General features: G+C 60.4%; 30 protein-coding genes. 18 read left to right on the plus strand and 12 right to left on the minus strand.

Translation table 11 applies throughout. From position 1 onward, the window contains the following. A partial coding sequence (locus G5171_RS19550) for a hypothetical protein (protein WP_421260630.1) occupies nt 1–197 on the plus strand: 197 nt, incomplete at its 5' end. Between the two features lie 21 nt (nt 198–218). On the opposite strand, the gene G5171_RS19555 is transcribed toward G5171_RS19550, so the two are convergent. Both G5171_RS19555 and G5171_RS19560 read right to left on the minus strand, forming a co-directional pair. Further along, complete coding sequence (locus G5171_RS19555; RefSeq protein WP_421251561.1) at nt 219–2,801, minus strand: GNAT family N-acetyltransferase; 2,583 nt, start codon at nt 2,799–2,801, stop codon at nt 219–221. 73 nt (nt 2,802–2,874) lie between these two features. After that, nucleotides 2,875–3,066 carry a hypothetical protein gene (locus tag G5171_RS19560; RefSeq protein ID WP_005342100.1) on the minus strand — a complete coding sequence of 64 codons (192 nt, stop codon included), beginning with the start codon at nt 3,064–3,066 and terminating at the stop codon, nt 2,875–2,877. 189 nt (nt 3,067–3,255) lie between these two features. Here G5171_RS19560 and G5171_RS19565 point away from each other — a divergent pair, with 189 nt between their 5' ends. Continuing rightward, entirely contained in the window at nt 3,256–4,116 is an 861-nt protein-coding gene (locus tag G5171_RS19565; RefSeq protein WP_421260631.1) for a hypothetical protein, read from the plus strand. Here G5171_RS19565 and ilvY read toward each other — a convergent pair. Next, the gene (gene ilvY / locus G5171_RS19570) at nt 4,105–4,998 is read right to left on the minus strand and encodes an HTH-type transcriptional activator IlvY (RefSeq protein WP_005342097.1); all 894 of its coding nucleotides are present in this window, start codon (nt 4,996–4,998) and stop codon (nt 4,105–4,107) included. The genes G5171_RS19565 and ilvY overlap by 12 nt on opposite strands. A gap of 252 nt (nt 4,999–5,250) precedes the next feature. Here ilvY and ilvC point away from each other — a divergent pair, with 252 nt between their 5' ends. Beyond that, nucleotides 5,251–6,732 (plus strand): ketol-acid reductoisomerase, encoded by a 1,482-nt coding sequence (ilvC, locus tag G5171_RS19575; RefSeq protein ID WP_005342095.1) that lies wholly within the window; start codon nt 5,251–5,253, stop codon nt 6,730–6,732. A 252-nt stretch (nt 6,733–6,984) separates the two neighbouring features. On the opposite strand, the gene pgi is transcribed toward ilvC, so the two are convergent. The 5 genes from pgi to coaBC all read right to left on the minus strand — a co-directional run bounded on the left by pgi (nt 6,985) and on the right by coaBC (nt 12,382). Continuing rightward, nucleotides 6,985–8,634 (minus strand): glucose-6-phosphate isomerase, encoded by a 1,650-nt coding sequence (gene pgi / locus G5171_RS19580; protein ID WP_421251560.1) that lies wholly within the window; start codon nt 8,632–8,634, stop codon nt 6,985–6,987. Between the two features lie 338 nt (nt 8,635–8,972). Continuing rightward, complete coding sequence (locus G5171_RS19585) at nt 8,973–9,809, minus strand: mechanosensitive ion channel domain-containing protein (RefSeq protein ID WP_041210774.1); 837 nt, start codon at nt 9,807–9,809, stop codon at nt 8,973–8,975. 164 nt (nt 9,810–9,973) lie between these two features. Beyond that, on the minus strand, nt 9,974–10,570 hold the full coding sequence (gene slmA, locus G5171_RS19590) for a nucleoid occlusion factor SlmA (RefSeq protein WP_005339495.1): 597 nt from the start codon (nt 10,568–10,570) through the stop codon (nt 9,974–9,976). A 69-nt stretch (nt 10,571–10,639) separates the two neighbouring features. Beyond that, a complete protein-coding gene (gene dut / locus G5171_RS19595) occupies nt 10,640–11,098 on the minus strand; it encodes a dUTP diphosphatase (RefSeq protein WP_139736000.1) in 459 nt (152 codons plus the stop codon). An 81-nt stretch (nt 11,099–11,179) separates the two neighbouring features. Beyond that, entirely contained in the window at nt 11,180–12,382 is a 1,203-nt protein-coding gene (gene coaBC, locus G5171_RS19600) for a bifunctional phosphopantothenoylcysteine decarboxylase/phosphopantothenate--cysteine ligase CoaBC (RefSeq protein WP_421251559.1), read from the minus strand. 148 nt (nt 12,383–12,530) lie between these two features. Between coaBC and radC the strand changes: the two genes are divergently transcribed. The 6 genes from radC to G5171_RS19630 all read left to right on the plus strand — a co-directional run bounded on the left by radC (nt 12,531) and on the right by G5171_RS19630 (nt 16,193). Beyond that, nucleotides 12,531–13,205: a RadC family protein gene (gene radC / locus G5171_RS19605; protein WP_227342961.1), complete on the plus strand. Its 675-nt coding sequence runs from the start codon at nt 12,531–12,533 to the stop codon at nt 13,203–13,205. Between the two features lie 136 nt (nt 13,206–13,341). Further along, nucleotides 13,342–13,578 carry a 50S ribosomal protein L28 gene (rpmB, locus tag G5171_RS19610; protein ID WP_005307492.1) on the plus strand — a complete coding sequence of 79 codons (237 nt, stop codon included), beginning with the start codon at nt 13,342–13,344 and terminating at the stop codon, nt 13,576–13,578. 11 nt (nt 13,579–13,589) lie between these two features. Next, nucleotides 13,590–13,757 (plus strand): 50S ribosomal protein L33, encoded by a 168-nt coding sequence (gene rpmG / locus G5171_RS19615; RefSeq protein ID WP_005307500.1) that lies wholly within the window; start codon nt 13,590–13,592, stop codon nt 13,755–13,757. 93 nt (nt 13,758–13,850) lie between these two features. Beyond that, nucleotides 13,851–14,306: a hypothetical protein gene (locus G5171_RS19620; protein WP_236320738.1), complete on the plus strand. Its 456-nt coding sequence runs from the start codon at nt 13,851–13,853 to the stop codon at nt 14,304–14,306. A gap of 24 nt (nt 14,307–14,330) precedes the next feature. Next, on the plus strand, nt 14,331–15,143 hold the full coding sequence (gene mutM / locus G5171_RS19625; RefSeq protein ID WP_216979846.1) for a bifunctional DNA-formamidopyrimidine glycosylase/DNA-(apurinic or apyrimidinic site) lyase: 813 nt from the start codon (nt 14,331–14,333) through the stop codon (nt 15,141–15,143). Between the two features lie 177 nt (nt 15,144–15,320). Beyond that, nucleotides 15,321–16,193, plus strand: coding sequence for a VirK/YbjX family protein (locus G5171_RS19630; protein ID WP_421251562.1), 873 nt, complete (start codon nt 15,321–15,323; stop codon nt 16,191–16,193). Between the two features lie 71 nt (nt 16,194–16,264). Here the strand turns inward: G5171_RS19630 and coaD are convergent, their stop codons facing one another. Further along, on the minus strand, nt 16,265–16,750 hold the full coding sequence (gene coaD, locus G5171_RS19635; protein ID WP_005357393.1) for a pantetheine-phosphate adenylyltransferase: 486 nt from the start codon (nt 16,748–16,750) through the stop codon (nt 16,265–16,267). Between the two features lie 134 nt (nt 16,751–16,884). Here coaD and G5171_RS19640 point away from each other — a divergent pair, with 134 nt between their 5' ends. Then, nucleotides 16,885–17,922 (plus strand): glycosyltransferase family 9 protein, encoded by a 1,038-nt coding sequence (locus G5171_RS19640; protein ID WP_075114298.1) that lies wholly within the window; start codon nt 16,885–16,887, stop codon nt 17,920–17,922. 51 nt (nt 17,923–17,973) lie between these two features. On the opposite strand, the gene G5171_RS19645 is transcribed toward G5171_RS19640, so the two are convergent. Beyond that, nucleotides 17,974–18,750 (minus strand): glycosyltransferase family 2 protein, encoded by a 777-nt coding sequence (locus G5171_RS19645; RefSeq protein ID WP_421260632.1) that lies wholly within the window; start codon nt 18,748–18,750, stop codon nt 17,974–17,976. A 49-nt stretch (nt 18,751–18,799) separates the two neighbouring features. Here G5171_RS19645 and G5171_RS19650 point away from each other — a divergent pair, with 49 nt between their 5' ends. From G5171_RS19650 to G5171_RS19675, 6 genes are all read left to right on the plus strand, one after another. Further along, nucleotides 18,800–19,090, plus strand: a complete 291-nt coding sequence (locus G5171_RS19650) for a hypothetical protein (protein WP_421251557.1) — start codon at nt 18,800–18,802, stop codon at nt 19,088–19,090. A gap of 38 nt (nt 19,091–19,128) precedes the next feature. Then, nucleotides 19,129–20,163, plus strand: a complete 1,035-nt coding sequence (waaF, locus tag G5171_RS19655; RefSeq protein WP_421251556.1) for a lipopolysaccharide heptosyltransferase II — start codon at nt 19,129–19,131, stop codon at nt 20,161–20,163. A 1-nt stretch (nt 20,164) separates the two neighbouring features. Then, nucleotides 20,165–21,430 carry a lipid IV(A) 3-deoxy-D-manno-octulosonic acid transferase gene (gene waaA / locus G5171_RS19660; RefSeq protein WP_421251555.1) on the plus strand — a complete coding sequence of 422 codons (1,266 nt, stop codon included), beginning with the start codon at nt 20,165–20,167 and terminating at the stop codon, nt 21,428–21,430. Nucleotides 21,431–21,523: 93 nt separating this feature from the next. Continuing rightward, the gene (locus G5171_RS19665; protein ID WP_421251554.1) at nt 21,524–22,504 is read left to right on the plus strand and encodes an MDR family oxidoreductase; all 981 of its coding nucleotides are present in this window, start codon (nt 21,524–21,526) and stop codon (nt 22,502–22,504) included. Between the two features lie 74 nt (nt 22,505–22,578). Beyond that, nucleotides 22,579–22,716 carry a hypothetical protein gene (locus tag G5171_RS19670; RefSeq protein WP_216952376.1) on the plus strand — a complete coding sequence of 46 codons (138 nt, stop codon included), beginning with the start codon at nt 22,579–22,581 and terminating at the stop codon, nt 22,714–22,716. 136 nt (nt 22,717–22,852) lie between these two features. After that, complete coding sequence (locus G5171_RS19675; RefSeq protein WP_421251553.1) at nt 22,853–23,185, plus strand: DUF2799 domain-containing protein; 333 nt, start codon at nt 22,853–22,855, stop codon at nt 23,183–23,185. 20 nt (nt 23,186–23,205) lie between these two features. On the opposite strand, the gene G5171_RS19680 is transcribed toward G5171_RS19675, so the two are convergent. Together G5171_RS19680 and G5171_RS19685 are read right to left on the minus strand one after the other, a co-directional pair. Further along, nucleotides 23,206–23,370 (minus strand): hypothetical protein, encoded by a 165-nt coding sequence (locus G5171_RS19680; RefSeq protein WP_421245065.1) that lies wholly within the window; start codon nt 23,368–23,370, stop codon nt 23,206–23,208. A gap of 112 nt (nt 23,371–23,482) precedes the next feature. Then, entirely contained in the window at nt 23,483–23,917 is a 435-nt protein-coding gene (locus G5171_RS19685; RefSeq protein WP_421245066.1) for a flagellar basal body-associated FliL family protein, read from the minus strand. A gap of 145 nt (nt 23,918–24,062) precedes the next feature. On the opposite strand from G5171_RS19685, the gene G5171_RS19690 reads away from it, so the two are divergent. Beyond that, the gene (locus tag G5171_RS19690; protein WP_258721908.1) at nt 24,063–24,599 is read left to right on the plus strand and encodes a chorismate lyase; all 537 of its coding nucleotides are present in this window, start codon (nt 24,063–24,065) and stop codon (nt 24,597–24,599) included. Further along, the gene (gene ubiA, locus G5171_RS19695; protein WP_005339536.1) at nt 24,596–25,465 is read left to right on the plus strand and encodes a 4-hydroxybenzoate octaprenyltransferase; all 870 of its coding nucleotides are present in this window, start codon (nt 24,596–24,598) and stop codon (nt 25,463–25,465) included. Before G5171_RS19690 ends, ubiA begins: the two co-directional genes overlap by 4 nt. Nucleotides 25,466–25,470 lie beyond the last annotated feature (5 nt).

The raw sequence follows: 25,470 nt of genomic DNA on the forward strand, positions 1-25,470 counted from the left end.
GGTTTGCTCATAAGAGCCACAGATTTGCACACCAGAGCCAACACAAGCCCAGTCTGACGACCGGGCTTTGGTGTTTTAGCTTGTTAAACCAGCCAATGGCTCGCTTTTACCTGTCGGAAGAATGGCCAGATAGCAGACTATTCCCACCATTTTCTGGCTATATCAGCGTTCTATCAGCTTCATTTACAGTTATTTGAATGATCCTGCAGGTGGTCAAATCAGGCTTCTGTCGCTTGCTGGCTACAGAGCAGTTCCATATTGACCACCCCCTCCTCCATCTGCACGTCGATCTTGAAGCCAAGCCGTTTGGCGAGGTTGACCATGCCGCGATTGCTGGGCATGGTCATGCCGGATAACTTGCCAATCCCCTGTTCTTTGGCGTAACGGATGATCTTCTCCATCATCAATTTGCCGAGCCCCACCCCTTTCAAGTCCGATCGCACCAGAATGGCAAACTCGGCATCGCTCTGGTCCGGGGTCGAGATAGCGCGCACTACGCCGAGGATCTGATCCTGCAGCTCGCCATCTTGCCCCACCGCTACGAAGGCCATCTCCCGGTCGTAATCGATCTGGGTCATGCGGGCCAACTCTTCGTGACCCAGTTCACCGACATCGGCGAAGAAGCGTTTGTACCTGTCTTCATCAGAGACTTGCAGCACGAACTGCTTGTGAGCCGGTTCATCTTCCGGCCGGATCGGGCGCAGTAGGATATGGCGTTGATCTTTAAGCCAGGCACCTTCCTCCAGTTCGGTAGGATAGGGGCGGATCGCCAGTCGGTTGCTGGTTGTGATGGCGGGGTTAGCCAGCGTGAGGCTGGCATCCAGTACCACCATCTCGGCGCCGCATGCTTGCAGCGGGTGCAGGTCCAGCTCCTGAATCTCCGGAAAGGCGAGCAATAGCTCGGAGAGCTGGCAAAGCACTTGGCCCAAGGCATCAATATCCAGTCGTTCCGGCGTCGCCTGTTCGCGGATCTTGCGGCTCTTGAGGGCACCGATGATCTGATAACGCGCCAGTGCCTGATTGAGCGGTGGCAAGGCTGCTACCATCTCCTGCGGTTCGGCGCCCGACTCACCCAGCAGGATGACGGGGCCAAAGATGGCGTCTTGCTGGATCCGCACCCGCAGCTCCAGGCCGCCGCTGCGGCGGGCCATGCGTTGCACCAGCAAGCCTTCGATGCGGGCGCCCGGATCGTGTTGTCTGACCCGATCCAGAATGGCATCTGCGGCTTGCGCCACTTCTGCCGAGGTGCGCAGATTGAGCACCACCCCGTGTACGGCAGACTTGTGTTGGATGTCGGGTGAGCGCAGTTTCACTGCCACCGGATAGCCGATCTGCTCGGCGGTCAGGGTCGCCTCGATGGCATCGGTGACGATCCAGGTTGGCAGGGTCGAGAGGCCGGCAGCCTGCAAAATTGGATGCACCAGATGGGTATCCAGCCTCAGCTGCTTGCGCTCCTGCGCCTGACGGACCAGATGTTGGCAGAGCTCGACATTGAGCTGGTTGCCATGCAGTGATGCCGGTGTCTCCATCAATTGCTTCTGGTTGCGGCGGTATTCCACCATGTGCATGAAGGCGGCCATGGCACTTTCCGGCGTGCGATAGGTCGGGAAACCTGCCTCGGTAAAGAGTTTGCGACCCTCCTGCGCCGAGTATTCGCCCGCCCAGTTGGTGAGGATATTGAAACGGCGCGCTCTGGGATGCTGTTTCAGATGGGCGATAAGATGGCTGGCCAGCGGTGCATTCGGTGCTGTGAGCGAGGGTGCGTGGATAATCAGGATGGCGTCGATACCATCCTCCTGCAACACGCTGTCCAACGCCTCCTGATAGGTGGCGATGGTGGCATCGCTGCCGATGTCGAGCGGCGGGCGAGCCAGCTTGCCGCCACGCTCCAGCAGCACATCCACCGCCATATTGGCCAGCCCGCGGCCGTTGGAGATGATGGCGAGCCGCTCCCCCTTGAGGGTCATGGAGTGGCTCAGTGTTTCCACTGCGGCAAACAGCTCGTGGGTATCCCGTACCCGCAGCATACCGGCGCGGCGGATAGCGGCGTCATAGACATTGTCGAGGCCGTGGGCCGGATCGTGGCGCCCGCTTTTCAGTACCAGGATCGGCTTGTTGCGCGAGGCGGCCCGCGCCGCCGAGAGAAAGTGGCGGGCGTCGTGCAGCTTGTCCATATAGATCAAGATGGCACGGGTGACGCTGTCGCGGGAGAGCTGATCCAGCAGCTGGCCGAAGTCGATATCGCAGTGATCGCCAAGTGAGATAAAGGCGGAAAAGCCCAGTTCATGCTGCTTGGCCCAATCCAGAATGGTGGTGCTGACGGCGGCGGATTGCGAGAGAAAGGCGACCTGCCCCGGCTTGGCGGCAATGGGTGAAAAGCTGGCGTTGATCCCTTGGCCGGGTAGCAGCATTCCCATGCTGTTGGGGCCGAGCAGGCGAATGCCGTATTGTTGGCAGACCCGTTTCAGCTCCAGCCGCTCCTCGGGGGAAAAGTCGGCGGCCAGTATGATGGCTGCACCAGAGCCCTTATGGCCGAGCGCTTCCAATAGTGGCAAGACTCGTTCCCGTCTGGTGCAGATGATGGCGAGATCCGGGATCAGCGGCAGGCTGGCAATATCGGGATAGGCCAGCACGCCGGCGATGGCCTTGTTGCGCGGAGTGACCGGGAGGATGGGCCCTTTGAATTGGCCTGCCAGCAGGTGACGCACGATCACATGACCCGCCTTGAGCGGGTCGGTCGAGGCGCCGATCACGGCGATTGATTGGGGTTTGAACAGCCGATCCAGACCGCTTGCTTTCATGGGCACTCCCGACAAAAGGGGGAAGATACCAGTCTAATACGCCTTTGCTGCGGGTTCTGTGACCGGCTCCCGATCACCGTTTGTTCAGGGCATTGGCACGCAGATAAAAGCGCAGTTCGCCCTGTACCCGACGAATGGCTCCCAGGTAGCGTTCCTGCAGATAGATATCCTGCTCCCTATCCAGCGCCGTGCTGGGCACCCCCATACTTTGCAGATACTCGTCAAACAGGGTAGAACCCTTGATCTCTACCAGATGCTGTTTCATGGCTCTCCTCCCTGCGCCTTGGTGTTTGTTGATGAGTGCTCAGTCTGCGATGAGCTGCATGGTTTGCCTATTGTCACTTTTGACACGAGAGCGCTCACACATCTTTCAGAGAGGGCACCGTTGAGCCGCTGGCTGGCGTTATAGTATGGCGAGGAGAATGAGGTGCATGAGGAGCGGATGGTGCACGGGATGATCAGAGTCTGGTGGTGGTGTATGGGATTGTGGGCGGTTGGCGTATCGGCAGCCGAGCAGCCTATCCGCGCCTGGAATCTGTTGCTGGATCACCCCAACCCCGCCGTCGTCCAGTTGCTGCGGCTCTCTCTCGATCTCACCGTACCGGAGTATGGCCCCTACCAGCTGGTCCCCAGCCCCCAGATGGAGCAGGGGCGGGCTGTGAAGGAGTTGCGTAGTGGCGAGCTGGTTCAGATTGGCGTCTTTGCCCCGGATGGTGAACGGGAACGAGAGCTGTTGGCGGTCCACATTCCGCTGGCCAAGGGGCTGCTGGGGTGGCGGGTGTGTCTTGTTCGGCAGGGTGACGAGGGGCGTTTTGCTGCGATCGGCTCGTTGGTGGACTGGCATCGCGCCGGACTCTCCATCGGTCAGCACAGATCCTGGCCCGATACCCAGTTGCTCAAGGCCAACGGCCTAAAGGTGGCGGTGGGCAATCTTTATGAGGCGCTTTTCAACATGCTGCGCAAGAAGCGTTTTGACTGCTTCCTGCGCTCGGTCATCGAGATCGAGGATGAACTCAGGCAGCACCCGGATCTGGCCATCGAGCCTCGTCTGGTATTTCGCTATCCGCTAGCGCTGCTCTTCTTTGTCTCGCCCAACTATCCGGAGCTGGCGCAGCGTATCGAGCTCGGCCTGCAGCGGGCACGGCAATCGGGCGCTTTTGATCGGGTTTTTGAAGAGGGATTTGGCAGCACCATTCGGCGGCTAAAACTGGATGAGCGGGTGCGCCTCGAGCTGCACAATCCCGACCTGCCGTTGCCCAGTCGCGTCATGATGGCTGATCCGGCACTCATCTATAAACCGGTGTCAGCGCAGTGAACCCTGATTCTGCGCGGTATCCCAGAAGGCGCGGATCAATGGCTCCTCCAGCCGCTTCTTGAGTACCCCGATCCCCACATCAAATGGCTTGAAGGCGGGCTTGAGGTCGATGATCCGTACCTTGTCGCCGAGCGGGCTGTGGTCGATCACCGCCGCCGGTACCAGCCCCACGCCACAGCCGAGCGCCACCATGGCGACAATCCCCTCGTTCCCCGCCACTTCGGCATAGATGTTGGGGGCTATCCCCTTGTTGCGAAACCACTGATCGCTGCGTTTGCGGGCCAGTCCCTGCTCGGAGAGGATGACTGGCAGCTGCTCCCAATCCGGCTCCCCTTGACGGAACCACTGGTTCAGCTGCGGGGCATTGCGCGGCGCGATGAAGACCAGCGGCACCAGCTGCAGGCTGGCAAATTCGAGTTTGGCCGGCAGGGCATCGGGGCGGGCGGCGATGGCGAGATCGGCCTCGTCGGCCAGGATCTTGTCCACCGCCAGCGCCGGGTCGCCGGTCTCCAGCTTGATCTCCAGCTGGGGGTAGCGGCGGCGAAAGCGCTCCAGCACCTCGGGCAGCAGAAAGTAGCTGGCAGTGACCGAGCAGAACACGCGCAGCCGTCCCTGCAGTGGTTCATCGCTGCGTTTAAGCTCCTGCTTGAGCTGGCGCCACTCCTGCAACAGGCCGCCGCCAAACTCCCGCAGCTTCTCGCCGGCGGGGGTGAGTCGCACTGAGCGGTTATCTCGCTCGAACAGGATGCAGCCGGTCTCCTGCTCCAGCCGCTGGATGGCGCGGCTCAGGGTCGAGGGGCTGACCGCCATGGCATCGGCGCTCTTGCCGAAATGAAGGGAGTCGGCGAGGTGGAGAAACAGTTCGAGATTACGAAGGTCCATTGATCACTTCCTGCAGCTGTCAGGGCATAAAGTCATGCCGAACCGTCCGGCTCTGGCAACCGCATCCCCGCACAATTCAGCGGCAATATTGCCGAAACGGGGCGTGCATGGGGCGCAATTGCCAAAAATCATCTTTCAATTATTGCAACGTACTGTTTCGAATATATCAGTTCAGGCAATAAGTGTCCCGCGCTATAGTGGTTCAGACAACGCCGCTACCCGGCATGGAATCAATCGAACGGAGCAATCACCATGGCTAACTATTTCAACACCTTGAACCTGCGTCAGCAGTTGGCCCAACTGGGCAAGTGTCGTTTCATGCAGCGCGAAGAGTTCGCGGACGGCTGCAACGTGCTGAAGGGCAAGAAGGTGGTGATTGTGGGCTGTGGTGCCCAGGGTCTGAACCAGGGTCTGAACATGCGCGACTCCGGGCTGGATATCTCCTACGCCCTGCGCAAGGCCGCCATCACCGAGAAGCGTGCCTCCTGGCAGAAAGCCACCGACAACGGCTTCGCGGTCGGTACCTATGAAGAGCTGATCCCGACTGCCGATCTGGTGCTGAACCTGACTCCGGACAAGCAACACTCCGACGTGGTCAAAACCGTGATGCCGCTGATGAAGCAGGGCGCCGCGCTGGGTTACTCCCACGGCTTCAACGTGGTGGAAGAGGGTCAGCAGATCCGCGCCGACATCACCGTCGTGATGGTGGCGCCCAAGTGCCCGGGTACCGAAGTGCGCGAAGAGTACAAGCGTGGCTTTGGTGTGCCGACCCTGATCGCCGTTCACCCGGAAAATGACCCGAAAGGCGAAGGCATGGCCATCGCCAAGGCGTGGGCCTCTGCCACCGGCGGCGACCGTGCCGGGGTACTGGAATCCTCCTTCGTGGCGGAAGTGAAATCCGATCTGATGGGCGAGCAGACCATCCTCTGCGGCATGCTGCAGGCCGGTTCCCTGCTTTGCTACGACAAGCTGGTTGCCGAAGGCACAGACCCGGCCTATGCCGGCAAGCTGATCCAGTTCGGCTGGGAAACCATCACCGAAGCCCTGAAGCAGGGTGGCATCAGCCTGATGATGGACCGCCTCGCCAACCCGGCCAAGCTGCGCGCCTTCGAACTCTCCGAGCAGCTCAAGACCCTGATGCGCCCGCTGTTCGAGAAGCATATGGACGACATCATCGCCGGTGAGTTCTCCCGCGGCATGATGGCCGACTGGGCCGAAGATGACGTCAAACTGTTCACCTGGCGTGAAGAGACCGGCAAGTCTGCCTTCGAAAATGCCCCTGCGTTCGCTGGCAAGATTGCCGAGCAGGAGTACTTCGACAATGGCGTGGTGATGGTGGCCATGGTCAAGGCGGGTGTCGAGCTGGCGTTCGAGACCATGGTGGCTTCCGGTATATACGAGGAGTCTGCCTACTACGAATCCCTGCACGAGTTGCCGCTGATCGCCAACACCGTTGCTCGCAAGCGTCTGTACGAGATGAACGTGGTCATCTCCGATACCGCCGAGTATGGCAACTACCTGTTCGCCAACGCCGCCGTGCCCTTGCTGCGTGAGCACTTCATGCCGACCCTGAAAGCGGGCGATCTGGGTGCCAGCAAGGCGGAAGGGCAGAACGTGGATAACCTGGCGCTGCTGGCGGCCAACGAAGCGACCCGCAACCACCCGATCGAGAAGATCGGTCAGGTACTGCGCGGGTATATGAAAGACATGAAACGTATCGCCGTTGGCGGTTAATCAGGTATGACCCGCAACCATGCCTGATGCGAGAAGAGCGGTCAGGTACTGCGCGGTTATATTAAAGACATGAAACGCATCGCCGTCGGCGGTTAAGCCGGCATAGGGCAGGATGATGAAGGGGCGGGGATGACGATCCCCGTCGCCGGTCGGACTGGACACCCGACCGGCCAGCCAGAAAAACCAGCCTGACAGTCATAAAAAAGCCCCGCTCATCGAGCGGGGCTTTTGCATTCAGAAAGGCTGGATAAATCAGGCTTTCCACGCTTTCCAGGTGTTGATCAGACCGTTGGTGGAGCAGTCGTGGCTGGTGACAGCCTCGTTGTTGCCCAGTTCTGGCAGGATCTTGTTGGCCAGCTGTTTACCCAGCTCCACGCCCCACTGGTCGAAGCTGAAGATGTTCCAGATTGCACCCTGTACGAAGATTTTGTGCTCGTACATGGCGATCAGGGCACCCAGGGTTTTCGGGGTCAGGCTCTTGAACAGGATGGAGTTGGTCGGACGGTTGCCTTCGAACACCTTGAACGGCACCAGATCCTTGACCTGCTCCAGGGTTTTGCCAGCAGCCAGGAACTCGGCTTCAACCTCTTCCTTGCTCTTGCCGAAGGCCAGCGCCTCGGTCTGGGCGAAGAAGTTGGCCAGCAGTTTCGGATGGTGGTCACCGATCGGGTTGTGGCTGATGGCCGGCGCCAGGAAGTCACAGGGGATCAGCTTGGTGCCCTGATGGATCAGCTGGTAGAAGGCGTGCTGGCCGTTGGTGCCCGGCTCACCCCAGATGATGGGGCCAGTCTGGTAGTCAACCGGCTTGCCGTTGCGATCCACGTACTTGCCGTTGGACTCCATGTTGCCCTGCTGGAAGTAGGCAGGGAAGCGGTGCATGTACTGGTCGTACGGCAGAATGGCTTCGGACTCGGCACCGTAGAAGTTGTTGTACCACAGGCCAATCAGCGCCAGCAGCACCGGCACGTTCTGCTCATAGGAGGCAGTGGCGAAGTGCATGTCCATCTCGAAGGCGCCTTGCAGCAGGGCTTCGAAGTTTTCGAAACCGACGGAGAGAGCGATGGGCATGCCGATGGCGGACCAGGAGGAGTAGCGGCCGCCAACCCAGTCCCAGAACTCGAACATGTTATTGGTGTCGATACCGAACTCGGCCACGGCCTTGCCGTTGGTGGAGAGGGCGGCGAAGTGCTTGGCAACGTGGGCCTTGTCACCGGCGATGTTGATGAACCAGTCGCGGGCGGTCAGGGCGTTGGTCATGGTCTCCTGGGTGGTGAAGGTCTTGGAGGCCACCAGGAACAGGGTGGTTTCCGGATCGATCTTCTTCAGGGTCTCGGCGATGTGGGTGCCATCGACGTTGGAGACGAAGTGCATCTGCAGGTGGTTTTTGTAGGGACGCAGTGCCTCGGTGATCATCACAGGGCCCAGATCGGAGCCACCGATACCGATGTTGACCACGTGCTGGATCGCTTTGCCGGTGTAGCCTTTCCACTCGCCGGAGATGATCTCCTCGCAGAAGCCCTTCATCTTGGCCAGCACGGCGTTTACTTCCGGCATCACATCCTTGCCGTCGCACTCGATGGGGCGGTCGGAGCGGTTGCGCAGGGCCACGTGCAGTACGGAGCGGCCTTCGGTCATGTTGATCTTGTCGCCATTAAACATGGCATCGATCGCGCTGCGAAGATCGGTCTCTTTGGCCAGATCAACCAGCAACTTGAGGGTTTCTTCGGTGATCAGGTTCTTCGAGTAATCAACCAGGATGTCGCCGCCGAAGGTAAGGGAAAACTTGTCAAAGCGCTTCGGGTCCTGCGCGAACAGATCCTTGAGTCGGGTCTCTTTGTTTGCTGCAAAGTGGGCTTCCAGTGCCTGCCAGGCCTGGGTTTGGGTTGGATTGATATTTTTCATAGGATTCCTGAAATGCCAAGTTGTGTTTGAACCTTGCAGGCAAGGTCCCGCCAAACCTTATTATCCGAGCATTATAGCGAGCCGGCCGAGCGGCCCGTGTAACAGAGTTTTACCGATTGTCTTTAACCGCAATGGGGCAACCGTCGGGAGTATACAACCAGAACATCGGGATTATGAGTCACGAAAGCAAGGGGGATCTTGCGCTCGCTCATGATTGGGGCTGGCCCGCAGCTCTGAAATTGTTTTCATTCAGCCGGCCTGATTATGCAGCGGATGGCGCGCTAGAAATGACAATGCCAGCCCGAAGGCTGGCATTGTGGGTTGCTGCTTTACCGCGATCATGCCTGCGGTTTTTGCATGTGCATCACCATCTGCGGGAAGGGAATTTCGATCCCTTCGGCATCAAAGGTGAGTTTCACCTTCTCGTGGAAGTCGAACCAGACACCCCAGTAGTCGCCGGTCTTGACCCACGGGCGCACCACGATATTGACCGAGGAGTCGGCCAGCGCGGCGACGGCGATGGTAGCGGCCGGATCCTTCAGGATGCGCGGCTCTTCGTTCACCAGACGCTCAAGGATCTGCTTGGCCTTGCGCAGGTCGGAGCCGTAGCCGATACCGAAGGTCATGTCGACGCGGCGGGTATCCATGCGGGAGTAGTTGACGATGGTGCCGTTGAGGATGGCGGAGTTCGGAACTACCACCATCTTGTTGTCACCGGAGGTGAGGGTGGTGGTGAATAGCTGAACGGATTGCACCACGCCAGACGTGCCTGCCACTTCGATAAACTCGCCCGCCTTGATGGGGCGGAAGATGATCAGCAGGAAGCCAGCGGCAAAGTTGGAGAGCGAGCCTTGCAGCGCCAGACCGATGGCCAGACCGGCGGCACCGATAATGGCGACGAAGGAGGCGGTCTGCACGCCAACACGGCCCAGCGCGGCGATCACCACGAACACCAGGATGGCGTATTTGAGGATGCTGCCAACGAAGTGGGTGACGGTGGTGTCGAGCTTGCGCGCCTGCATCACTTTTACCACGCCACCGCTGAGCAGATTGGCTGCGATATAGCCGACCAGCAGGGTGAGCAGGGCGGCCGCGATGTTGACGGCATACTCGATCAGCAGGCCCTGGTTATTGACCAGCCAGGTCTGCGCTTCGGTAATGATTTCGGGTTCCATAGGATGTCCTTTCGGGTGCTAAAGGTTTATGGCGCATGAATCTAACATCGCAGCGCGACAGTCCGGGTCGCATCTGGTGCTTATTTTACTGCCATAAAAAGCTGCCACAAAAAAGAAGGGAGGCCAAGGCCTCCCTTCTTCAAGCTAGGTGAAAGCGCTGCCGATCAACTTTGTAGCAGTTGACTGCGAATAAATTGCCACTGATCCTCAAATCCGGCGGTGGGCTTGAGCTTGAACTCGGAGCGGACAAACTGGCTGATGCGGCCCTCGGTATAGGCCAGCAGCAGATTGGCCAGCATGGTCTCATCGAGCTGGAAGCCCTGACCCTCGCGCAGCCGCTTCTCGCGCAGCACCTGTTTGATCTGGGTCTCCAGCTTGTCGAACAGGATGCTGATGCGATCCCGCAGCCGATCGTGCTCACCCAGCAGGGCGTCGCCATTGAGGATGCGGGTAATGCCGGGATTGCGCTCGGCGAACACCAGCAGCAGCTGCAGAATGTGGTGGCAGCGCGCCATGGTGTCCTTCTCTTCCGCCATGATCAGATTGACCCGTGACAGCAGGGAATCCTCGATAAAGTCGATCAGCCCCTCGAACATCCGCGCCTTGCTGGGAAAATGTCGATAGAGGGCTGCTTCAGAGACGCCGACCTCGGCCGCCAGACGGGCCGTGGTGATACGCTGACCCGGACTGGTTTCCAGCATATGGGCGAGCGCCTGCAGGATCTGATCGCGCCGACTCTGTTTCTGATTACTGCTTGCCATGGATTCCCCTAAAAAAAACAATGGCTTGATTCTGTTATTAGGCACCGCCCATCAGGTTGGTGTGGTCTGTTATTGACGACCGGAAGAACCAAAACCGCCTTCGCCCCGTTCGCTCTGATTGAACTCATCGACCAGTTGGAAGCTGGCCTGAACCACCGGCATGATTACCAGCTGGGCGATACGCTCGCCGGGTTGCATGGTGAACTCATTCTTGCCGCGGTTCCAGACCGAGACCATCAGCTGACCCTGATAGTCGGAATCGATGAGACCGACCAGGTTGCCCAGCACGATGCCGTGCTTATGGCCAAGGCCGGAGCGGGGCAGAATGGTGGCACACAGACCCGGATCCTGAATGTGAATAGCCAGACCGGTCGGTACCAGGGTGGTATCACCCGGAGCCAGAGTCAGCGGCGCATCCAGCAGGGCACGCAGATCCATGCCGGCAGAGCCGGGAGTGGCGTAGGCGGGCAACGGGTACTCGGTACCGATACGGGCATCCAGAATCTTCAGTTCAATTTGTGTTGTCATGAATCGCTTTTTCAGTTGGATCTTGTGTTGGCGCCCCTCTTGGCAAGGCGGGGCGCCGTGAGTCTTGTTCTTTCGGGACGCTCAGCGCCGATAGTGACGCGCAATCAGGGCGATCAGGTGACGGGCCAGCGTCAGCTTGTCGGCCAGTGGCAGCGGGGCCTGGCCCCCTTGCCAGAATACGGTCAGGGCGTTGTCATCGGCGTTGAAGCCTTGCCCCTCGCGGGACACATCGTTGGCGGCGATCATGTCCAACCGCTTACGCTGCAATTTATCGAGGGCGTATTGTTCCACATCCACGGTTTCGGCGGCAAATCCGACAGTGAAGGGCTTGTCTGAAAGGGCGCCGACGGCCGCGATGATGTCGGGGTTTTTCACCAGCTTCACCACCATCTGGTCGTTGTCACCAGTCTTCTTGATCTTCTGGCTGGCGACCTGCTCGGGGCGATAGTCAGCCACTGCTGCGCAGCCGATGAAGAGGTCGCACTCGCCCACCAGGCTCATTACCGCCTGATGCATCTGCTCGGCGCTCTCCACATCGACACGGGTCACGCCTGCCGGCGTAGCCAGCGTCACCGGCCCGCTCACCAGCGTCACCTCGGCGCCCGCTTCACGGGCAGCGCGGGCGATGGCAAAGCCCATCTTGCCGGAGCTGTGGTTGCTGATGTAGCGCACCGGGTCCAGCGCCTCGCGGGTCGGGCCTGCGGTCAGCAGCAGCCTGACGCCCGCCAGCAAGGGCTCGGCGGCCAGTTGCTGGCAGCAGCGATCCACCAGTTCGAGGGGATCCAGCATCCGGCCCGGGCCCACATCGCCACAGGCCTGGCTGCCGGCATCCGGCCCCCACAGCAGAATGCCGCGGCTGGCCAGGGTCTTGAGGTTGGCCTGGGTCGCAGCGTTGAGATACATCTGCTGGTTCATGGCGGGCGCCAGCGCGATGGGCGCTGGAGTGGCCAGACAGAGGGTGGTCAGCAGTTCGTCGGCCATACCGGCCGCCATACGTGCCATCAGGTTGGCGCTGGCGGGGGCAATCAGTACCAGATCGGCCCACTTGGCCAGCTCGATATGGCCCATGCCTGCTTCGGCAGAGGGGTCCAGCAAGCTATCCGCCACCGGATGACCGGAGACCGCCTGCAGGGTCAGCGGGGTGATGAACTCCTTGGCGGAGCGGGTCATCACTACCCGCACTTCGGCCCCTTGATCTTTCAGGCGGCGTACCAGCTCGGCACTCTTGTAGGCGGCGATCCCGCCACTGACACCCAACAGGATGCGTTTATCGGCCAATCTCATCTGCTGTTTCTCTATCCGGCTCACTTTGACTGGTCGGCTAAGATACCACAGGCTGGGGATGACGACAGGGGTTGGCATCAAGGGCTTGTGGCGGGGAACACGCAAATATTTGCTATGTTTTTCCTCAACAGGGAGAGAGGAGAGACAAATGAGCATCAAGGAGTGGCCGGAAGATGAACGCCCCAGAGAGAAGCTGTTGCGTCAGGGGCCTACTGTGCTCAGTGATGCCGAGCTGCTCGCGATCTTTTTGCGCACCGGAGTCAATGGTTTAAGTGCTGTCGATCTGTCACGCAACCTGTTGAATAAATTCGGTTCTTTGCGAAGTTTGCTGGATGCGGATCAACAGACATTTTGCGAGGCCCACGGCCTTGGCCCTGCCAAATATGCCCAGTTGCAGGCGGTGCTGGAGATGGCGAGGCGCCATCTGGCACAGCAACTGCAACGGGGTGATGCGCTCACCTCACCCCAGCTGACCCGCGACTATTTGCAAGCCCAGCTGCGGGATCGGCCGCGCGAGGTATTTGCCCTGCTGTTGCTCGACAATCAGCACAGAGTCATTCAATTTGTTGAGCTTTTTTTCGGCACAATCGATTCGGCGAGCGTCTGGCCCAGAGAAATCGTGCAGATCGCACTCAAACATAATGCAGCCGCGGTGATTCTGGCGCATAATCACCCGTCCGGCGTCGCCGAGCCCAGTCGGGCCGACCGCCAGATCACGGATCGGATCACGGCCGCCTTGGCCCTGATCGATATCAGAGTGCTGGATCACTTGGTGATCGGTGACGGCATCACGGTTTCTTTCGCCGAGCGCGGTTGGTTATGACTGTGCTCTGGCGCCGTATTAGTTGATCTTTGATCACGGATGCTGTATAAAATGCCGCCTTCTGTTTGCCCCGCAATCGAAGGCCAGCGGGGCAGATATTTGCTCGAGCAATGAAGTAAGATTTGGAGAGACTGACATGTCTAGAGTATGCCAAGTAACCGGCAAGCGCCCGGCAGTTGGTAACAACCGTTCGCACGCTAACAACGCTACCAAGCGTCGTTTCCTGCCGAACCTGCACACTCACCGTTTCTGGGTTGAGAGTGAAAAACGCTTCGTAAGCCTGCGCGTATCCGCAAAAGGCATGCGTATCATCGACAAGCGTGGCGTTGAAGTGGTTCTGGCTGAACTGCGCGCCAGCGGTGTTAAGGTATAAGGAATTAGATCATGGCTAAAGGTATTCGCGAGAAAATTCGCCTGAACTCCAGCGCCGGTACTGGTCACTTCTATACCACTACCAAAAACAAGCGCACCATGCCCGAAAAAATGGAGATCAAAAAGTTTGATCCCGTTGTTCGTCAGCATGTGATCTACAAGGAAGGCAAAATCAAGTAATTACTTGATGCTGCATTCCCAAAAACCCGGCTTCGTGCCGGGTTTTTTTATGCGCCGAATTCAGTACACTGCCGGTTCAAAGGGAGGCTTGCCATGTTCAAATTGAGCCGCAAAGGCTGGAATAACGTGATCATTGTGGTGGTGCTGATCGTGATCACTCTGTTGCACCGTATGGACACTGCCCAGCAAGAGAACAGCGCCAAGCGGGCTCGCCCCTTGTTGCCGGATGCGGCCGTGGTGCTCACTTGGCAGGGGCCTAGTTGGCAGATTGAGCGGATCGGTCAGGGCTGGCGCAGCGTGCCGGATTTGGGGCTCGACACTGCTCAGCTGGATGCCCGTCTGGCACGCTGGCAGAGCTGGTTGCTGCCCCCCGGTGAGGCGGTACGCGGTGCGCCGGTGACCATCAAGGTGTGGATTGCCGGCCAGAACGATCCGGTCGAGATCGGCCTCTATCAGAACAGCGGTCAGTATGGTGCCCAGCTGCCGTCCGGTCTCTGGCTCGCCCTCACTGCCGAGCAGTATCGCGATCTGCTGCGTCCTGCCCCCTGATTTCCTTTTACTTGCGAGGTGCCCATGCCTGAATTGCCAGAAGTTGAAGTCAGCCGTCAGGGGATCTCTCCCTGGCTCACCGGTATCAAGGTGACGCGCGTGGTGGTGCGGGATGGCCGCCTGCGCTGGCCGATACCCGGTGAGATTCAGGAGCTGGTGGACCTCACCATCCATCGGGTGCGCCGCCGTGCCAAATACCTGCTGCTGGAGACCGATTTCGGCACCGCCATCCTCCATCTGGGGATGTCCGGCAGCCTGCGGGTACTGGATATCGGCACGCCAGCCGAGAAGCACGACCACGTGGATATCGAGCTGGAGAATGGCAAGCTGCTGCGGCTCAACGATCCGCGCCGCTTCGGTGCCCTGTTGTGGACCCGTGAACCGGCCGAAGCCCACGCGCTGCTCGCCAAGCTGGGGCCAGAGCCGCTCACCGATGCCTTCAATGCCGATTACCTGCAGGGGCGAGCCAAGGGGCGCAGTACTGCAATCAAGCAGTTCCTGATGGACAATCAGGTGGTGGTCGGGGTGGGCAACATCTACGCCAACGAGGCGCTCTATGCCGCCGGCATTCACCCCAAGCGGGCGGCGGGTACTATCAGTGCCAAACGGCTGGGAACCCTGGTGGCAGAGATAAAGCGGGTACTGGCCGAGGCGATTCGTCAGGGCGGCACCACCCTCAAGGACTTCACCAGCGCCGATGGCAAGCCGGGCTATTTCGTGCAGCAGTTGCAGGTCTATGGCCGTGGCGGGCAGCCCTGTTTCCACTGTCACACCCTGCTGACCGAGATCAGAATGGGGCAGCGCACCACGGTTTTTTGCACTCATTGCCAGCGCTGAGCGTACTTTTTTCCCCGATCCGGGGGAAGTTGTAACAGCATATTTCCAGGCTGTTGAATATTTGCGCAGTCATCACTAGTATCTGCGGCCGTTCAGGCGGTTTGAGAACTAGAAATGACTTTAAAATCAATAGACTGGGAATATCTATCCCAGCAAGAGCGCTATTGCGCCAAGAAAATGGCCCGCTTCCTCTACCCCGAGGGGTGCGAGCGCCAAACCTTCAATCGCGGCAAGTTCGTGCTGCGCAGCCTGCTCTATCGCAAGTCGCTAAGCCGGGTCTTCAATCTGTTCCGGTGCGAGTCGCTCAAAGCGCTGCCGGCCATTTATCCCGAGCTGCTCGACAAGCCGATGCGTCCCTATCGCTTCGCCAGTGCCAGTGCCCGTCAGCGGGCCGAGATGCTGGAAAACCACTATCAGCTGCAGCTGAGTTGCTATCCGCAGCTGGTCGAGCCGCTCTATCTGGCGGGCGGCATCGAGCTGGGGCGTTATCCCCAGAGCGATTGCCGCATCGTGCTGCGCCATGACGGCACCTTCCGCCGCGAGGCCGAGCTGGCCCTCTCCATCATCGATAGCGAGGGGTTGCGTCTCTACAGCTGCGCCTTCTCGCTGGCTGGCAGCGCCGAGCAGCTGCATCTGGTGATCGGCTCCATGCAGGGGCCGGAACCCGGGGTGGCCAACGCGCAGGATAAGGTACGCGAGCTGACCAAGGAGGGGCAGGGGCTGCGGCCCAAATCCCTGCTGGTGCAACTGGTGCAGCAGCTGGCGCTGGCGATGGGCAGCGGCGAGGTGCTGGCGGTGCGCAAACGGGCTCACGTGTTTCAGGCCAAGCGTTACAGCAGCAAGCAGAAGGCCAACCTGCAGGCCGATTACGACGAGTTGTGGCAGGAGTTTGGCGCGCAGGATGTGGATGCCAACTTTGTCGCCCTGCAGTTGCAGCCGCGCAAGCCGCTGGAGGAGATCGCCTCCAAGAAGCGGGCCATGTACCGGCGCCGTTACGAGTGGCTCGATCAGCTGGCGCTGGCGATCCGCGAGCAGTTTGCCCGCCGCTAGGCGTGCAGTGCGTTGATGCAACAAGGGCTACCCGTGGGTAGCCCTTGTTGTATCTGCCATCAGGGGAGGAATTAGCGCTGTTGCTGTTTGGCTGCGATGGCCTGGGCCACCACGGGATCGACAAACTGACGAATGTCGCCACCGTGCAGCGCCACCTCTTTCACCAGGGTGGAGGAGATAAAGGAGTTCTCCTCGGCTGGGGTGAGAAAGACGCTCTCAAGCGTGGGCATCAGGCGGCGGTTCATGTTGGCCAGCTGGAACTCGTACTCGAAGTCGGAGACGGCGCGCAGGCCGCGGATCAGCACGTTGGCCTGATGCTCTTTGGCAAAATCGACCAGCAGGCCGGAGAAGCCCACCACCTTGACGTTGGGAAGCTGGCTGGTCACTTGCTGGACAAGCTGGACACGTTCTGCCAGATCGAACAGCGGGCGCTTGCTCGGGCTGTTGGCGACCCCGACCACCACCTCGTCAAACAGCTTGGCGGCCCGGCCGATCAGATCGGCGTGGCCATTGGTAACGGGATCAAAAGTCCCGGGATAAATTACCCTGGTAGTCATCTTTGCGGTCCTGCAACCTGGAAATTTGGTCGCATTATAAGGTCGTCGCTTGAGAATAGCAGTGCATCAGGCAAGAATACGCCATCGCGCATCAAGCCTCCTTGCATTGGTGACAGGGAGCAAAGGGATTTTTTATGAAACGTATTCTGGTCGTTCGCAATGACAAGATTGGTGACTTCATGCTGGCGTGGCCGAGTTTCGCCATGCTCAAAGGCTCCATGGAGTGTCATGTGACTGCCCTGGTTCCGGCCTACACGGCGCCGCTGGCCCGGCTCTGCCCCTGGATTGACGAGGTGATCATCGATCCGGGCGTGCGGGCCGACAAGGAGCAACAGCGAGCGCTGCTGGCGCGGATCAAGGCGGCGGCGTTCGACGCGTCCATCTGCCTCTTCTCCAACTCCCGCAACGCCATGCTGGTGTGGAAGGCACACATCCCTTACCGGTTGGCCCCGGCGACCAAGCTGGCCCAGGTGCTCTACAACCAGCGACTGGTGCAGCGCCGCTCCCGCTCCCAGAAGCCGGAGTCCGAGTACAACCTGGAGCTGATCCGCCGCTTCCTGGCCGATCAGCAGGTCGCCGTGGTGGAGCCCAAGACCCCCTTCCTGCAGTTCGATGACGAGACCCTGCGGCAGGTGCGTGAGCAGCTGGCACTCAAGCTCAAGCTCGATGCCAGCCGCCCCTGGTTGATGGTGCATGCCGGTAGCGGCGGTTCGGCCAACAACCTCTCCATCGAGCAGTACGCCCGCATCATCATCAAGCTCAATCAGGCCTGCCCCGAACTGCAGTGCGTGCTGACCGCAGGCCCGGGTGAGGAGAAGATGGCTGAACAGCTGGCGGCCGAGCTGCTGGCCCACGGCGGCAACGGCTGGATCTACCGCTCCAGCGACGGTCTGCCGATGTTCTGTCAGGTGCTGGCCAACGCCGCCCTGTTCGTGGCAGGCAGTACCGGGCCGCTCCATATCGCCGGTGCGCTCGACGTGCCGACCATCGGTTTCTTCCCGATGCGCCGCTCCGCGACTCCGCTGCGCTGGAAGCCCCTCAACAGCGAAGGGCGTCACCTTGCCTTCAGCCCGCCGGAGGATAGCGACCATCCTGAGGATATGAGCCAGCTCGATCCCAAGACCATGGTGCCGGTGATGGCCCGCTGGGCGGCGCCTTTCTGGCGCAAATAACGTACGCAGCAATGCAAACAGGGCCCCGCGGGGCCCTGTTTCGTATGACGGTTATTCCGGCTGCTGCGGCTGCTGGCGCACCCAGAGGTCGGCGTATTTGACGAAGGTGGAGTGGGCGGAGAGGATGGCCAGCAGCAACCCCTGCTTGCCATCGAGGAAGCCCGCTTTGAGCAGGTACATCTTGAGGAAGCAGCCGACCGCATGGATCAGCCCCTGACTGAGGGAGCCCTTCTTGCCGCGGGCGGTGCGCTGGTCGGCCCAGGCGCGGGCATAACCGGCGGATTTGACCAGATAGTGCTCCAGATCCCGATAGGTGAAGTGGAGCAGGTCGCCATGAATATTGACGATCTTCATGTTGGCCCGCACTTCCACCTTTTCGTGCACCAGCGCCTCGTTGTAGCTGGTGAGCGCCTTGGGATAGAGGCGCAGCACCCGATCCGGATACCAGCCGCTGTGGCGGATAAAGCGGCCAAACACCCAGGAGAGGCGCGGGATCGAGTAGATGGTATCGCTGGCCGGATTGGCTATCACCTCGGCGATGGCGGTTTTCAGCTCGGGGGTGAGCCGCTCGTCGGCATCCAGCCACAGCACCCAGTCGGACTGCACGTGGGACTGGGCCAGTCGGCGCTGCTTGCCAAAGCCCGGCCACTTGGCGTTGACGAAGAAGCGGGCGCCAAATTCGGCGGCAATGGCCGGGGTCTCGTCCTGACTGCCGGAGTCCAGAATGACGATCTCGTCCACCAGTCCGTCGAGGGAGGCGAGGCACTTGCGCAGGTTGTCGGCTTCATTCTTGACGATCAGAACGGCAGCCAGAGTCGGTTTTTTCACGAATGTGGGCTCACGGTTATTGCCCGGCTGGCGGGTCGAATGCGTATTGATGGACCATTCTAACGGAAAAACGGGTCAAAGAGAGAGCCGCCATTGCCCGTTTCTGCCAGCTGTTTACCTGTCCGGCTGGCGTTGCGTCTCTTCAGAAGACCTGTGGAAAAATGAGACGGCAGAGGTACCTGGCAAGGATCTTCTGTTATTTATCCGACCATTGCATGTGGCGCGTAATCTCGCCCAGTTGGAAGAAGATCGTCACTGGGAAAATGAGACGGCAGAGGCGATTGCCAAGGATCTTCTGTTATTTATCCAGTCATTCTTGGGGCATAATCTCGCCCAGTGATGATTAACAGCCGGGCCCGTCCCGAGAGAAGACGCGTGATGAAAATATTGGTGATCGGCCCCTCCTGGGTCGGCGATATGGTGATGTCCCAGAGCCTCTACAAGGCGATCAAGGCCAACCATCCGGAGTGCGAACTGCACGTGATGGCCCCCGCCTGGTGCTGCGCCCTGCTGGAGCGGATGCCGGAGGTGGACAAGGCGATCACCATGCCCCTTGGCCACGGTGACTTCAAGCTGGTGGCGCGCCGCCGCCTCGGCAAGCAGCTGGCGGCCGAGCAGTACGATCAGGCCATCGTCCAGCCCAACTCCATGAAGTCGGCGCTGATCCCCTGGTTTGCCCGCATTCCGGTGCGTACCGGCTGGAAGGGCGAGAGCCGCTACGGCCTGCTCAACGACCTGCGCAGCAACAAGTCCGCCTTCCCGCTGATGGTGGAGGGCTATCTGGCGCTCGCCTATCCCAAGGCGCAGATGAAGAGCCGGGCCGATATCCCGACCATTCCGCACCCGGCGCTCCACGTCGATCTGATCAACCAGAGCAAGGCACTGGAGCGGCTGGGGCTGGATAGCACCCGCCCGGTGCTGGTGCTCTGCCCCGGTGCCGAGTTTGGCCCGGCCAAGCGATGGCCGGAGGGGCACTACGCCGTGGTGGCCCAGCAGCATCTGGACGAGGGGTGGCAGGTGTGGATCTTCGGTTCCAACAAGGATGTGCCGGTTGCCAACACCATCCGGGATCGGGTCAACCTGCTGACTCGCCCCAACTGCCACGTGCTGGCGGGCAAGACCAGCCTGCACGAGGCGATCGATCTGATGGCGCTGGCCAGCCGGGTCATCTCCAACGACTCCGGTCTGATGCACATCGCCGCCGCCCTCAACCGGCCGCTAGTGGGCGTCTATGGCTCCACTTCGCCGCTCTACACCCCGCCGCTGGCGGATCGGGTCGAGATCGTTCACACCGACATCGAGTGCCGCCCCTGCTTCAAGCGCACCTGCAAGTTCGGCCATCTCAAGTGCCTGATCGACCTGGCGCCGGAGCAGGTGGTCGATGCCTGCAAGAAGCTGGAGCAGAGTCAGTAAGATGCCCTACCGCCTGCTCTACAACCTGCTGATCCATCTGGGATTGCCGCTGGCGCTGCTGGCCCTCTACAAGCCGAAGAAGGGCAAGCCCGGCTTTGGCAAGCGCTGGGCCGAGCACCTCGGGCGGCTGCCCGCCACCGGACAGGAGGCGCCGCTCTGGATCCATGCGGTGAGTGTGGGGGAGACGCTGGCCATCACGCCGCTCATTCGCGCCCTCAAGGCGGAGCGGCCCGATCTGCCGATCCTGCTCACCACTACCACCCGCACCGGTGCCGATCAGGCTGCCAAGCTGGGGGATCTGGTGATCCATCGCTACGCGCCGCTCGACTACCCCTGGGCCATTGCCGCCTTTCTCGACACCTTCAAGCCGCGCGCGCTCTGGGTGATGGAGACCGAGCTGTGGCCGAATTGGCTGGCCGCCTGTGAGGCGCGCCACCTGCCGGTGACCATCATCAACGCCCGTCTTTCCGAGCGTTCCTGCCAGCGTTATGCCCGCTTCCACGGCGCCTTCGATGCCCTGAGCCGGCCGTTGACTCATCTGCTCTGCCAGCATCAGGATGACGCCGACCGCTTCGCCCGCCTCGGCATCGATCGTTCGCGGCTGGCGGTGACCGGCTCCATCAAGTTCGATATCCAGTTTGGTGACGAGGTGCAGGCCAAAGGGCGTGCCCTGCGCCAGCAGCTGGGCGCCGAGCGGCCGGTCTGGATCGCCGCCAGTACCCATCTGGGTGAGGATGAGCAGGTGCTGGCCGCCTTCGATCTGCTGCTCAAACGCCAGCCCGACGCGCTGCTCATTCTGGTGCCGCGCCACCCCGAGCGGTTCGACCGGGTGGCCGAGCTGTGCGCCCCTTATGGCTGCGTGCGGCGCACTGATGGTGCTACGGTGAGTACCGGGGATAAGGTCTATCTCGGCGATACCATGGGCGAGCTGCCGCTGATGCTGGCGGCGGCCGATGTGGCCTTCGTCGGTGGCAGTCTGGTGAAGATCGGCGGTCACAACCTGCTGGAACCGGCGGCGCTCGGCAAGCCTTGCCTGACTGGGCCCGCCTACTTCAACTTCAGCGACATCACCCGCCAGCTGGTGGCTCAGGGTGGCGCCGCCATCGTGGCCAATGCCGCCGAGCTGGGCGAGCGGGTGAGCCAGCTGTTTGCCGACGGCAACACCCGCCGCGAGATGGGGGAGCAGGCTCGCGCCGTGGTGCTGCGCAATCAGGGAGCGCTGGCGCGCACCCTCTCGCACTGCCTCACTGCGCTGGAGAACGACTGAACCCATGACGAGCACCGCTCTGGCTCTCGATTTTCAACTGCAAAAGCGTCAAAGCAGCTGATCCCCGTTTCACACGTCATCAAAGAGGCAACCATGTTCAAGGCTCTGTTACTGGAAAACCAAGACGGCAAGACTGTTCCAACCCTGACCCGACTGACCGAGAGCCAGTTGCCGGAAGGTGAAGTGCGGGTAGCGGTCGCTTACAGCTCCATCAACTACAAGGACGGGCTGGCCATTACCGGCAAGGGCAAGATTGTGCGCCAGTGGCCACTGGTGCCCGGTATCGACTTCGCCGGTACCGTGCTCGAGTCTGCCGACAGCCGCTATCAGCCCGGCGACAAGGTGGTGCTGACCGGTTGGGGTGTGGGTGAAGGCCACTGGGGCGGCATGGCCGAACAGGCTCGGGTCAAGGGTGACTGGCTGGTGCCGTTGCCCGCCGGGCTGGATGAGCGCCAGGCCATGTGCATCGGTACCGCCGGTCTCACCGCCATGCTCTGCGTGTTGGCGCTGGAAGAGGCGGGTATTACTCCGGATAGCAGCGAGGTGCTGGTCACCGGCGCTGCAGGCGGCGTGGGCTCCACCTCGGTTGCCCTGCTGGCTGCCCTTGGCTATCAGGTGGCAGCGCTGACTGGTCGTCCCGAAGAGCAGGGCGCCATGCTGACTGCGCTGGGTGCCAGCCGCATCGTGCCGCGCAGCGAACTGCTTGTGCCCGCCAAGCCGCTGGAGAAGCAGCTGTGGGCCGCAGCCATCGATACCGTTGGCAGTCAGGTGCTGGCCAAGCTGTTGGCCCAGATGAACTATGGCGGCGCCGTGGCGGCCTGTGGGTTGGCGGGCGGTTTTGATCTGCCGACCAGTGTGATGCCCTTCATCCTGCGCAACGTACGGTTGCAGGGGGTCGATTCGGTGATGTGCCCGTTTGAACGTCGTCAACTGGCTTGGCAGCGACTGGCACGGGATCTGCCTGCCAGCTTCTTCGCACAGGCGGTTACCGAGATTGGGCTGGAGCAGGTAGTGGAGGCTGCCGAGGCCATCACGCAAGGCCAGATCGCCGGCCGCACCTTGGTCAAACTTTGAACTCCCTCTGACTGGCGAGCCCGACAATTCCGGATAAAATTGGAGTGCGGGTGAACTATCCAAGGAGAGTGAAGATGGGTGGACACAAGCCGGATTACGACTCCTCTGATGATGATTGGGAGCCGGATTCCTGGGAGGAAGAGCTGGATCAGTGGGAAGAAGAAGGCTGGCAGGACGATGATCCCTTCGATGACCCCTTCAACAACCCGTGATCCATAGCATTGAATGAACAGGCGGGCATTGTGCCCGCCTGATTTTTTGCCGCGCTCACACGGTTGAGTGTTCGCCCTTGGTCAGGGGCAGGCCGCTGGGTAGAATGAACTGCCCAAACGACGCTCAAGGATGACTATGCGACTCACCATCATATTGTTGGCTGCCCTGCTGGGTGGCTGTGTCTCCAACGATGATCCCTGCGAGAAGGTGTGGAGTGAGGTAGGGGAGGCAGATGGCAAGCTGGGCTTCACCGCCGAGCGGGTCGAGTTCCATCAGGGCCAGTGCGGCAAACAGGTGGACACCGAACTGTGGGAGCAGGGACGCCAGAAGGGATTGGCATGGTATTGCCGCCCCGAGCATCTCTATCTGGCCGGCCGCTCAGGCGAGGAGTATCGCGGAGTCTGCCCGAATGATATCCAGGCGCGCAGATTGTTCGAGCAGGGGCGTCAGGGGTGGACTGATCAATAACGCCCTGACAGGGAGGGGCGTTACTCCTCTTTCAAGCGCAGCGGTTGGCAGAGATAACCCTTGTCATTGGCACTGCGGGCGCACTTTCCGCAGACAAACTTGGGTTTGCGGACTATCTTTCGCAACGCCTTGAGATCGGCTGGGATCTCGTGACGGCGCCATTCACACAGGGTTTTGCTGCCCATAACGACTACCTCTACGACTCGACGGCCGTATTGTAATCGATTTTCATTTCGAGTGAACCGGCAAAACTCGCTTATTGGTTGATATGCCAATAAGCGATTGTTTCGGGAGGGATTACTGGTAAAGGAACTTGGTGAAGATGAGTTCGCGTACTGCTTTCTTGCCAGTCTCTCGGACCAGCAGTTCGTTGACCTTGGTCTCGCACTCCTTGCGCAGCTCTTCGCGGCTGACCAGGGATTTTATCTGCTCGGCACTCTTGCTGCCCATCAAGCGAATGATGGTATCGCGGATCAACGGGTCATGCTGCTCCAGCAGCTTGAGGTCGGCCTCGTTCTCGGCCATCAGCTCCACCGTAACCCGGACATAACCGAGGGTTTTGCCGTTGCTCAGGTAGTTGGTGATGATGTCGGGGTCGAGCGCATGATAGGAGAAACCGGGTTTGGCAGCGCCCTCTGCGCCCTCGGCGGGCGGCTCTTCTTCGGATGAGGCTTGTACATGCAGCGCACCACAGCTCAGTAACAACACCAGCAGAATTTTGAAGATCTTCATATAGATGGCTCATCAGCAAGAGATAACCCATTTTTGATGTTGCCATCGGGGCCGTCAAGCACGGATGTTCTTACATTTCGCTATTGATTTACGGATAATAAACCGGATTTTAACCTGAACACGGAAATCTCTGGATGGTGAAGCTGTGAAGTCCGAGTTGACTGTTCCTCTCACGCCGTTAAGCGGGTGGCTGGCCCCCGAATGTTGTGAATTGCCCGCCAGCTTGCGCCCCTGGCTGCTGGAGCCCGGCTCCATGACCCTGCGGCTGCGTCAGCACAATCGCCACTTTTCGGTGGAGTGGCTGGGCAATCACCCGGTCGCCCTTACTGCCGATGAGCAGTGGCTGGTGGATTCGGCCTCTCCGGCCGGTACCTGCCGCGAGGTGATCCTGCACGGGGATCGTGGGCCCGCCGTGCTGGGTTGGACCCTGTTTGCCGATGACGCGTTGCAAGGGAGCGGCATTGCCGAGCTTGGCGAGCAGCCGCTGGGTGAGCGGGTATTTGGCCATGAGCCTGCCCGCCGCGATCACCTGCAGCTGGCCCGTTTCGATATTGCCGCCAATCCCCGTTGCCCGGCCGCCACTGTCTGGGGGCGTCGTTCCCGTCTGTTTCTGGGGCAGTGGCCACTGCTGGTGCATGAGCTGTTTCTGCCCTCTCTCGTCTGTGACAAGGAGCTGGAGTGAATCTGTTAACCAAGGAGCGGGGACTTGCCTACATGCAGTTGGCCCGCGTCGACAAACCCATAGGCACTCTGCTGCTGCTGTGGCCAACCCTGTGGGCGCTCTGGCTGGCCGCTGGTGGCCTGCCCAATCTCTGGGTGCTGACCGTGTTTGTGGTCGGGGTCTTTCTGATGCGCTCGGCAGGGTGCGTCATCAACGACTATGCGGATCGCAACTTCGATGGCCACGTCAAACGCACCGCTGGTCGCCCCTTGCCTACGGGTAGGGTCAAGCCGTGGGAGGTGTTGGCGCTCTTCTTCGTGCTGGCGCTTATCTCGTTTGGTCTGGTGCTGACCATGAATCCGCTCACCATCGGTCTGTCGTTTGTCGCCCTGCTGCTGGCGGTGAGCTACCCCTTCATGAAGCGCTTTATCTCCAATCCCCAGCTGGTGCTCGGGATGGCCTTCTCCTGGTCGATCCCGATGGCCTATGCTGCCCAGGCGGATGCCCTGCCGCTGGTGGCCTGGTTGCTCTTCTTCGCCAATCTGCTCTGGACGGTGGCTTACGACACCCAGTACGCCATGGTGGATCGGGATGACGACCTCAAGATCGGCCTCAAATCCAGCGCCATCCTGTTTGGTCGTTACGACAAACGGATCATCGGCGCATTGCAACTCTCGACGCTGCTGCTGCTGCTGGCGGTCGGGCAGCTGATGACGCTGGGGGGCTGGTATTACTGGGGATTGCTGGGGGCGGCGGTGCTGTTTGTCTATCAGCAGCGGCTTATTCGTGAGCGGCAGCGGGAAGCCTGCTTCCAGGCGTTTCTCAACAACAACTATGTGGGGGCGCTGGTGTTTGCCGGTCTGGTGCTCGATTACCTGCTGGCGTGACATGT

The sequence above is a fragment of the Aeromonas sp. 600774 genome (genome assembly GCF_049175075.1).
Classification (GTDB): Bacteria; Pseudomonadota; Gammaproteobacteria; order Enterobacterales; family Aeromonadaceae; genus Aeromonas; species Aeromonas veronii_A.

Bases quoted from the DNA above. Each gene is read 5' to 3' on its own strand.
- mutM (WP_216979846.1), top strand. From the start codon at position 14,331: ATGCCTGAATTGCCAGAAGTTGAAGTCAGCCGTCAGGGGATCTCTCCC.
- G5171_RS19565 (WP_421260631.1), top strand. From the start codon at position 3,256: ATGATCAGAGTCTGGTGGTGGTGTATGGGATTGTGGGCGGTTGGCGTA.
- G5171_RS19640 (WP_075114298.1), top strand. From the start codon at position 16,885: ATGAAACGTATTCTGGTCGTTCGCAATGACAAGATTGGTGACTTCATG.
- G5171_RS19555 (WP_421251561.1), bottom strand. From the start codon at position 2,801: ATGAAAGCAAGCGGTCTGGATCGGCTGTTCAAACCCCAATCAATCGCC.
- G5171_RS19680 (WP_421245065.1), bottom strand. From the start codon at position 23,370: ATGGGCAGCAAAACCCTGTGTGAATGGCGCCGTCACGAGATCCCAGCC.
- G5171_RS19675 (WP_421251553.1), top strand. From the start codon at position 22,853: ATGCGACTCACCATCATATTGTTGGCTGCCCTGCTGGGTGGCTGTGTC.
- waaF (WP_421251556.1), top strand. From the start codon at position 19,129: ATGAAAATATTGGTGATCGGCCCCTCCTGGGTCGGCGATATGGTGATG.
- ilvY (WP_005342097.1), bottom strand. From the start codon at position 4,998: ATGGACCTTCGTAATCTCGAACTGTTTCTCCACCTCGCCGACTCCCTT.
- slmA (WP_005339495.1), bottom strand. From the start codon at position 10,570: ATGGCAAGCAGTAATCAGAAACAGAGTCGGCGCGATCAGATCCTGCAG.
- pgi (WP_421251560.1), bottom strand. From the start codon at position 8,634: ATGAAAAATATCAATCCAACCCAAACCCAGGCCTGGCAGGCACTGGAA.
- dut (WP_139736000.1), bottom strand. From the start codon at position 11,098: ATGACAACACAAATTGAACTGAAGATTCTGGATGCCCGTATCGGTACC.
- G5171_RS19670 (WP_216952376.1), top strand. From the start codon at position 22,579: ATGGGTGGACACAAGCCGGATTACGACTCCTCTGATGATGATTGGGAG.
- rpmB (WP_005307492.1), top strand. From the start codon at position 13,342: ATGTCTAGAGTATGCCAAGTAACCGGCAAGCGCCCGGCAGTTGGTAAC.
- G5171_RS19665 (WP_421251554.1), top strand. From the start codon at position 21,524: ATGTTCAAGGCTCTGTTACTGGAAAACCAAGACGGCAAGACTGTTCCA.
- radC (WP_227342961.1), top strand. From the start codon at position 12,531: ATGAGCATCAAGGAGTGGCCGGAAGATGAACGCCCCAGAGAGAAGCTG.
- ilvC (WP_005342095.1), top strand. From the start codon at position 5,251: ATGGCTAACTATTTCAACACCTTGAACCTGCGTCAGCAGTTGGCCCAA.
- G5171_RS19560 (WP_005342100.1), bottom strand. From the start codon at position 3,066: ATGAAACAGCATCTGGTAGAGATCAAGGGTTCTACCCTGTTTGACGAG.
- G5171_RS19650 (WP_421251557.1), top strand. From the start codon at position 18,800: ATGGACCATTCTAACGGAAAAACGGGTCAAAGAGAGAGCCGCCATTGC.
- coaBC (WP_421251559.1), bottom strand. From the start codon at position 12,382: ATGAGATTGGCCGATAAACGCATCCTGTTGGGTGTCAGTGGCGGGATC.
- G5171_RS19685 (WP_421245066.1), bottom strand. From the start codon at position 23,917: ATGAAGATCTTCAAAATTCTGCTGGTGTTGTTACTGAGCTGTGGTGCG.
- waaA (WP_421251555.1), top strand. From the start codon at position 20,165: ATGCCCTACCGCCTGCTCTACAACCTGCTGATCCATCTGGGATTGCCG.
- G5171_RS19620 (WP_236320738.1), top strand. From the start codon at position 13,851: ATGTTCAAATTGAGCCGCAAAGGCTGGAATAACGTGATCATTGTGGTG.
- coaD (WP_005357393.1), bottom strand. From the start codon at position 16,750: ATGACTACCAGGGTAATTTATCCCGGGACTTTTGATCCCGTTACCAAT.
- rpmG (WP_005307500.1), top strand. From the start codon at position 13,590: ATGGCTAAAGGTATTCGCGAGAAAATTCGCCTGAACTCCAGCGCCGGT.
- G5171_RS19630 (WP_421251562.1), top strand. From the start codon at position 15,321: ATGGCCCGCTTCCTCTACCCCGAGGGGTGCGAGCGCCAAACCTTCAAT.
- G5171_RS19585 (WP_041210774.1), bottom strand. From the start codon at position 9,809: ATGGAACCCGAAATCATTACCGAAGCGCAGACCTGGCTGGTCAATAAC.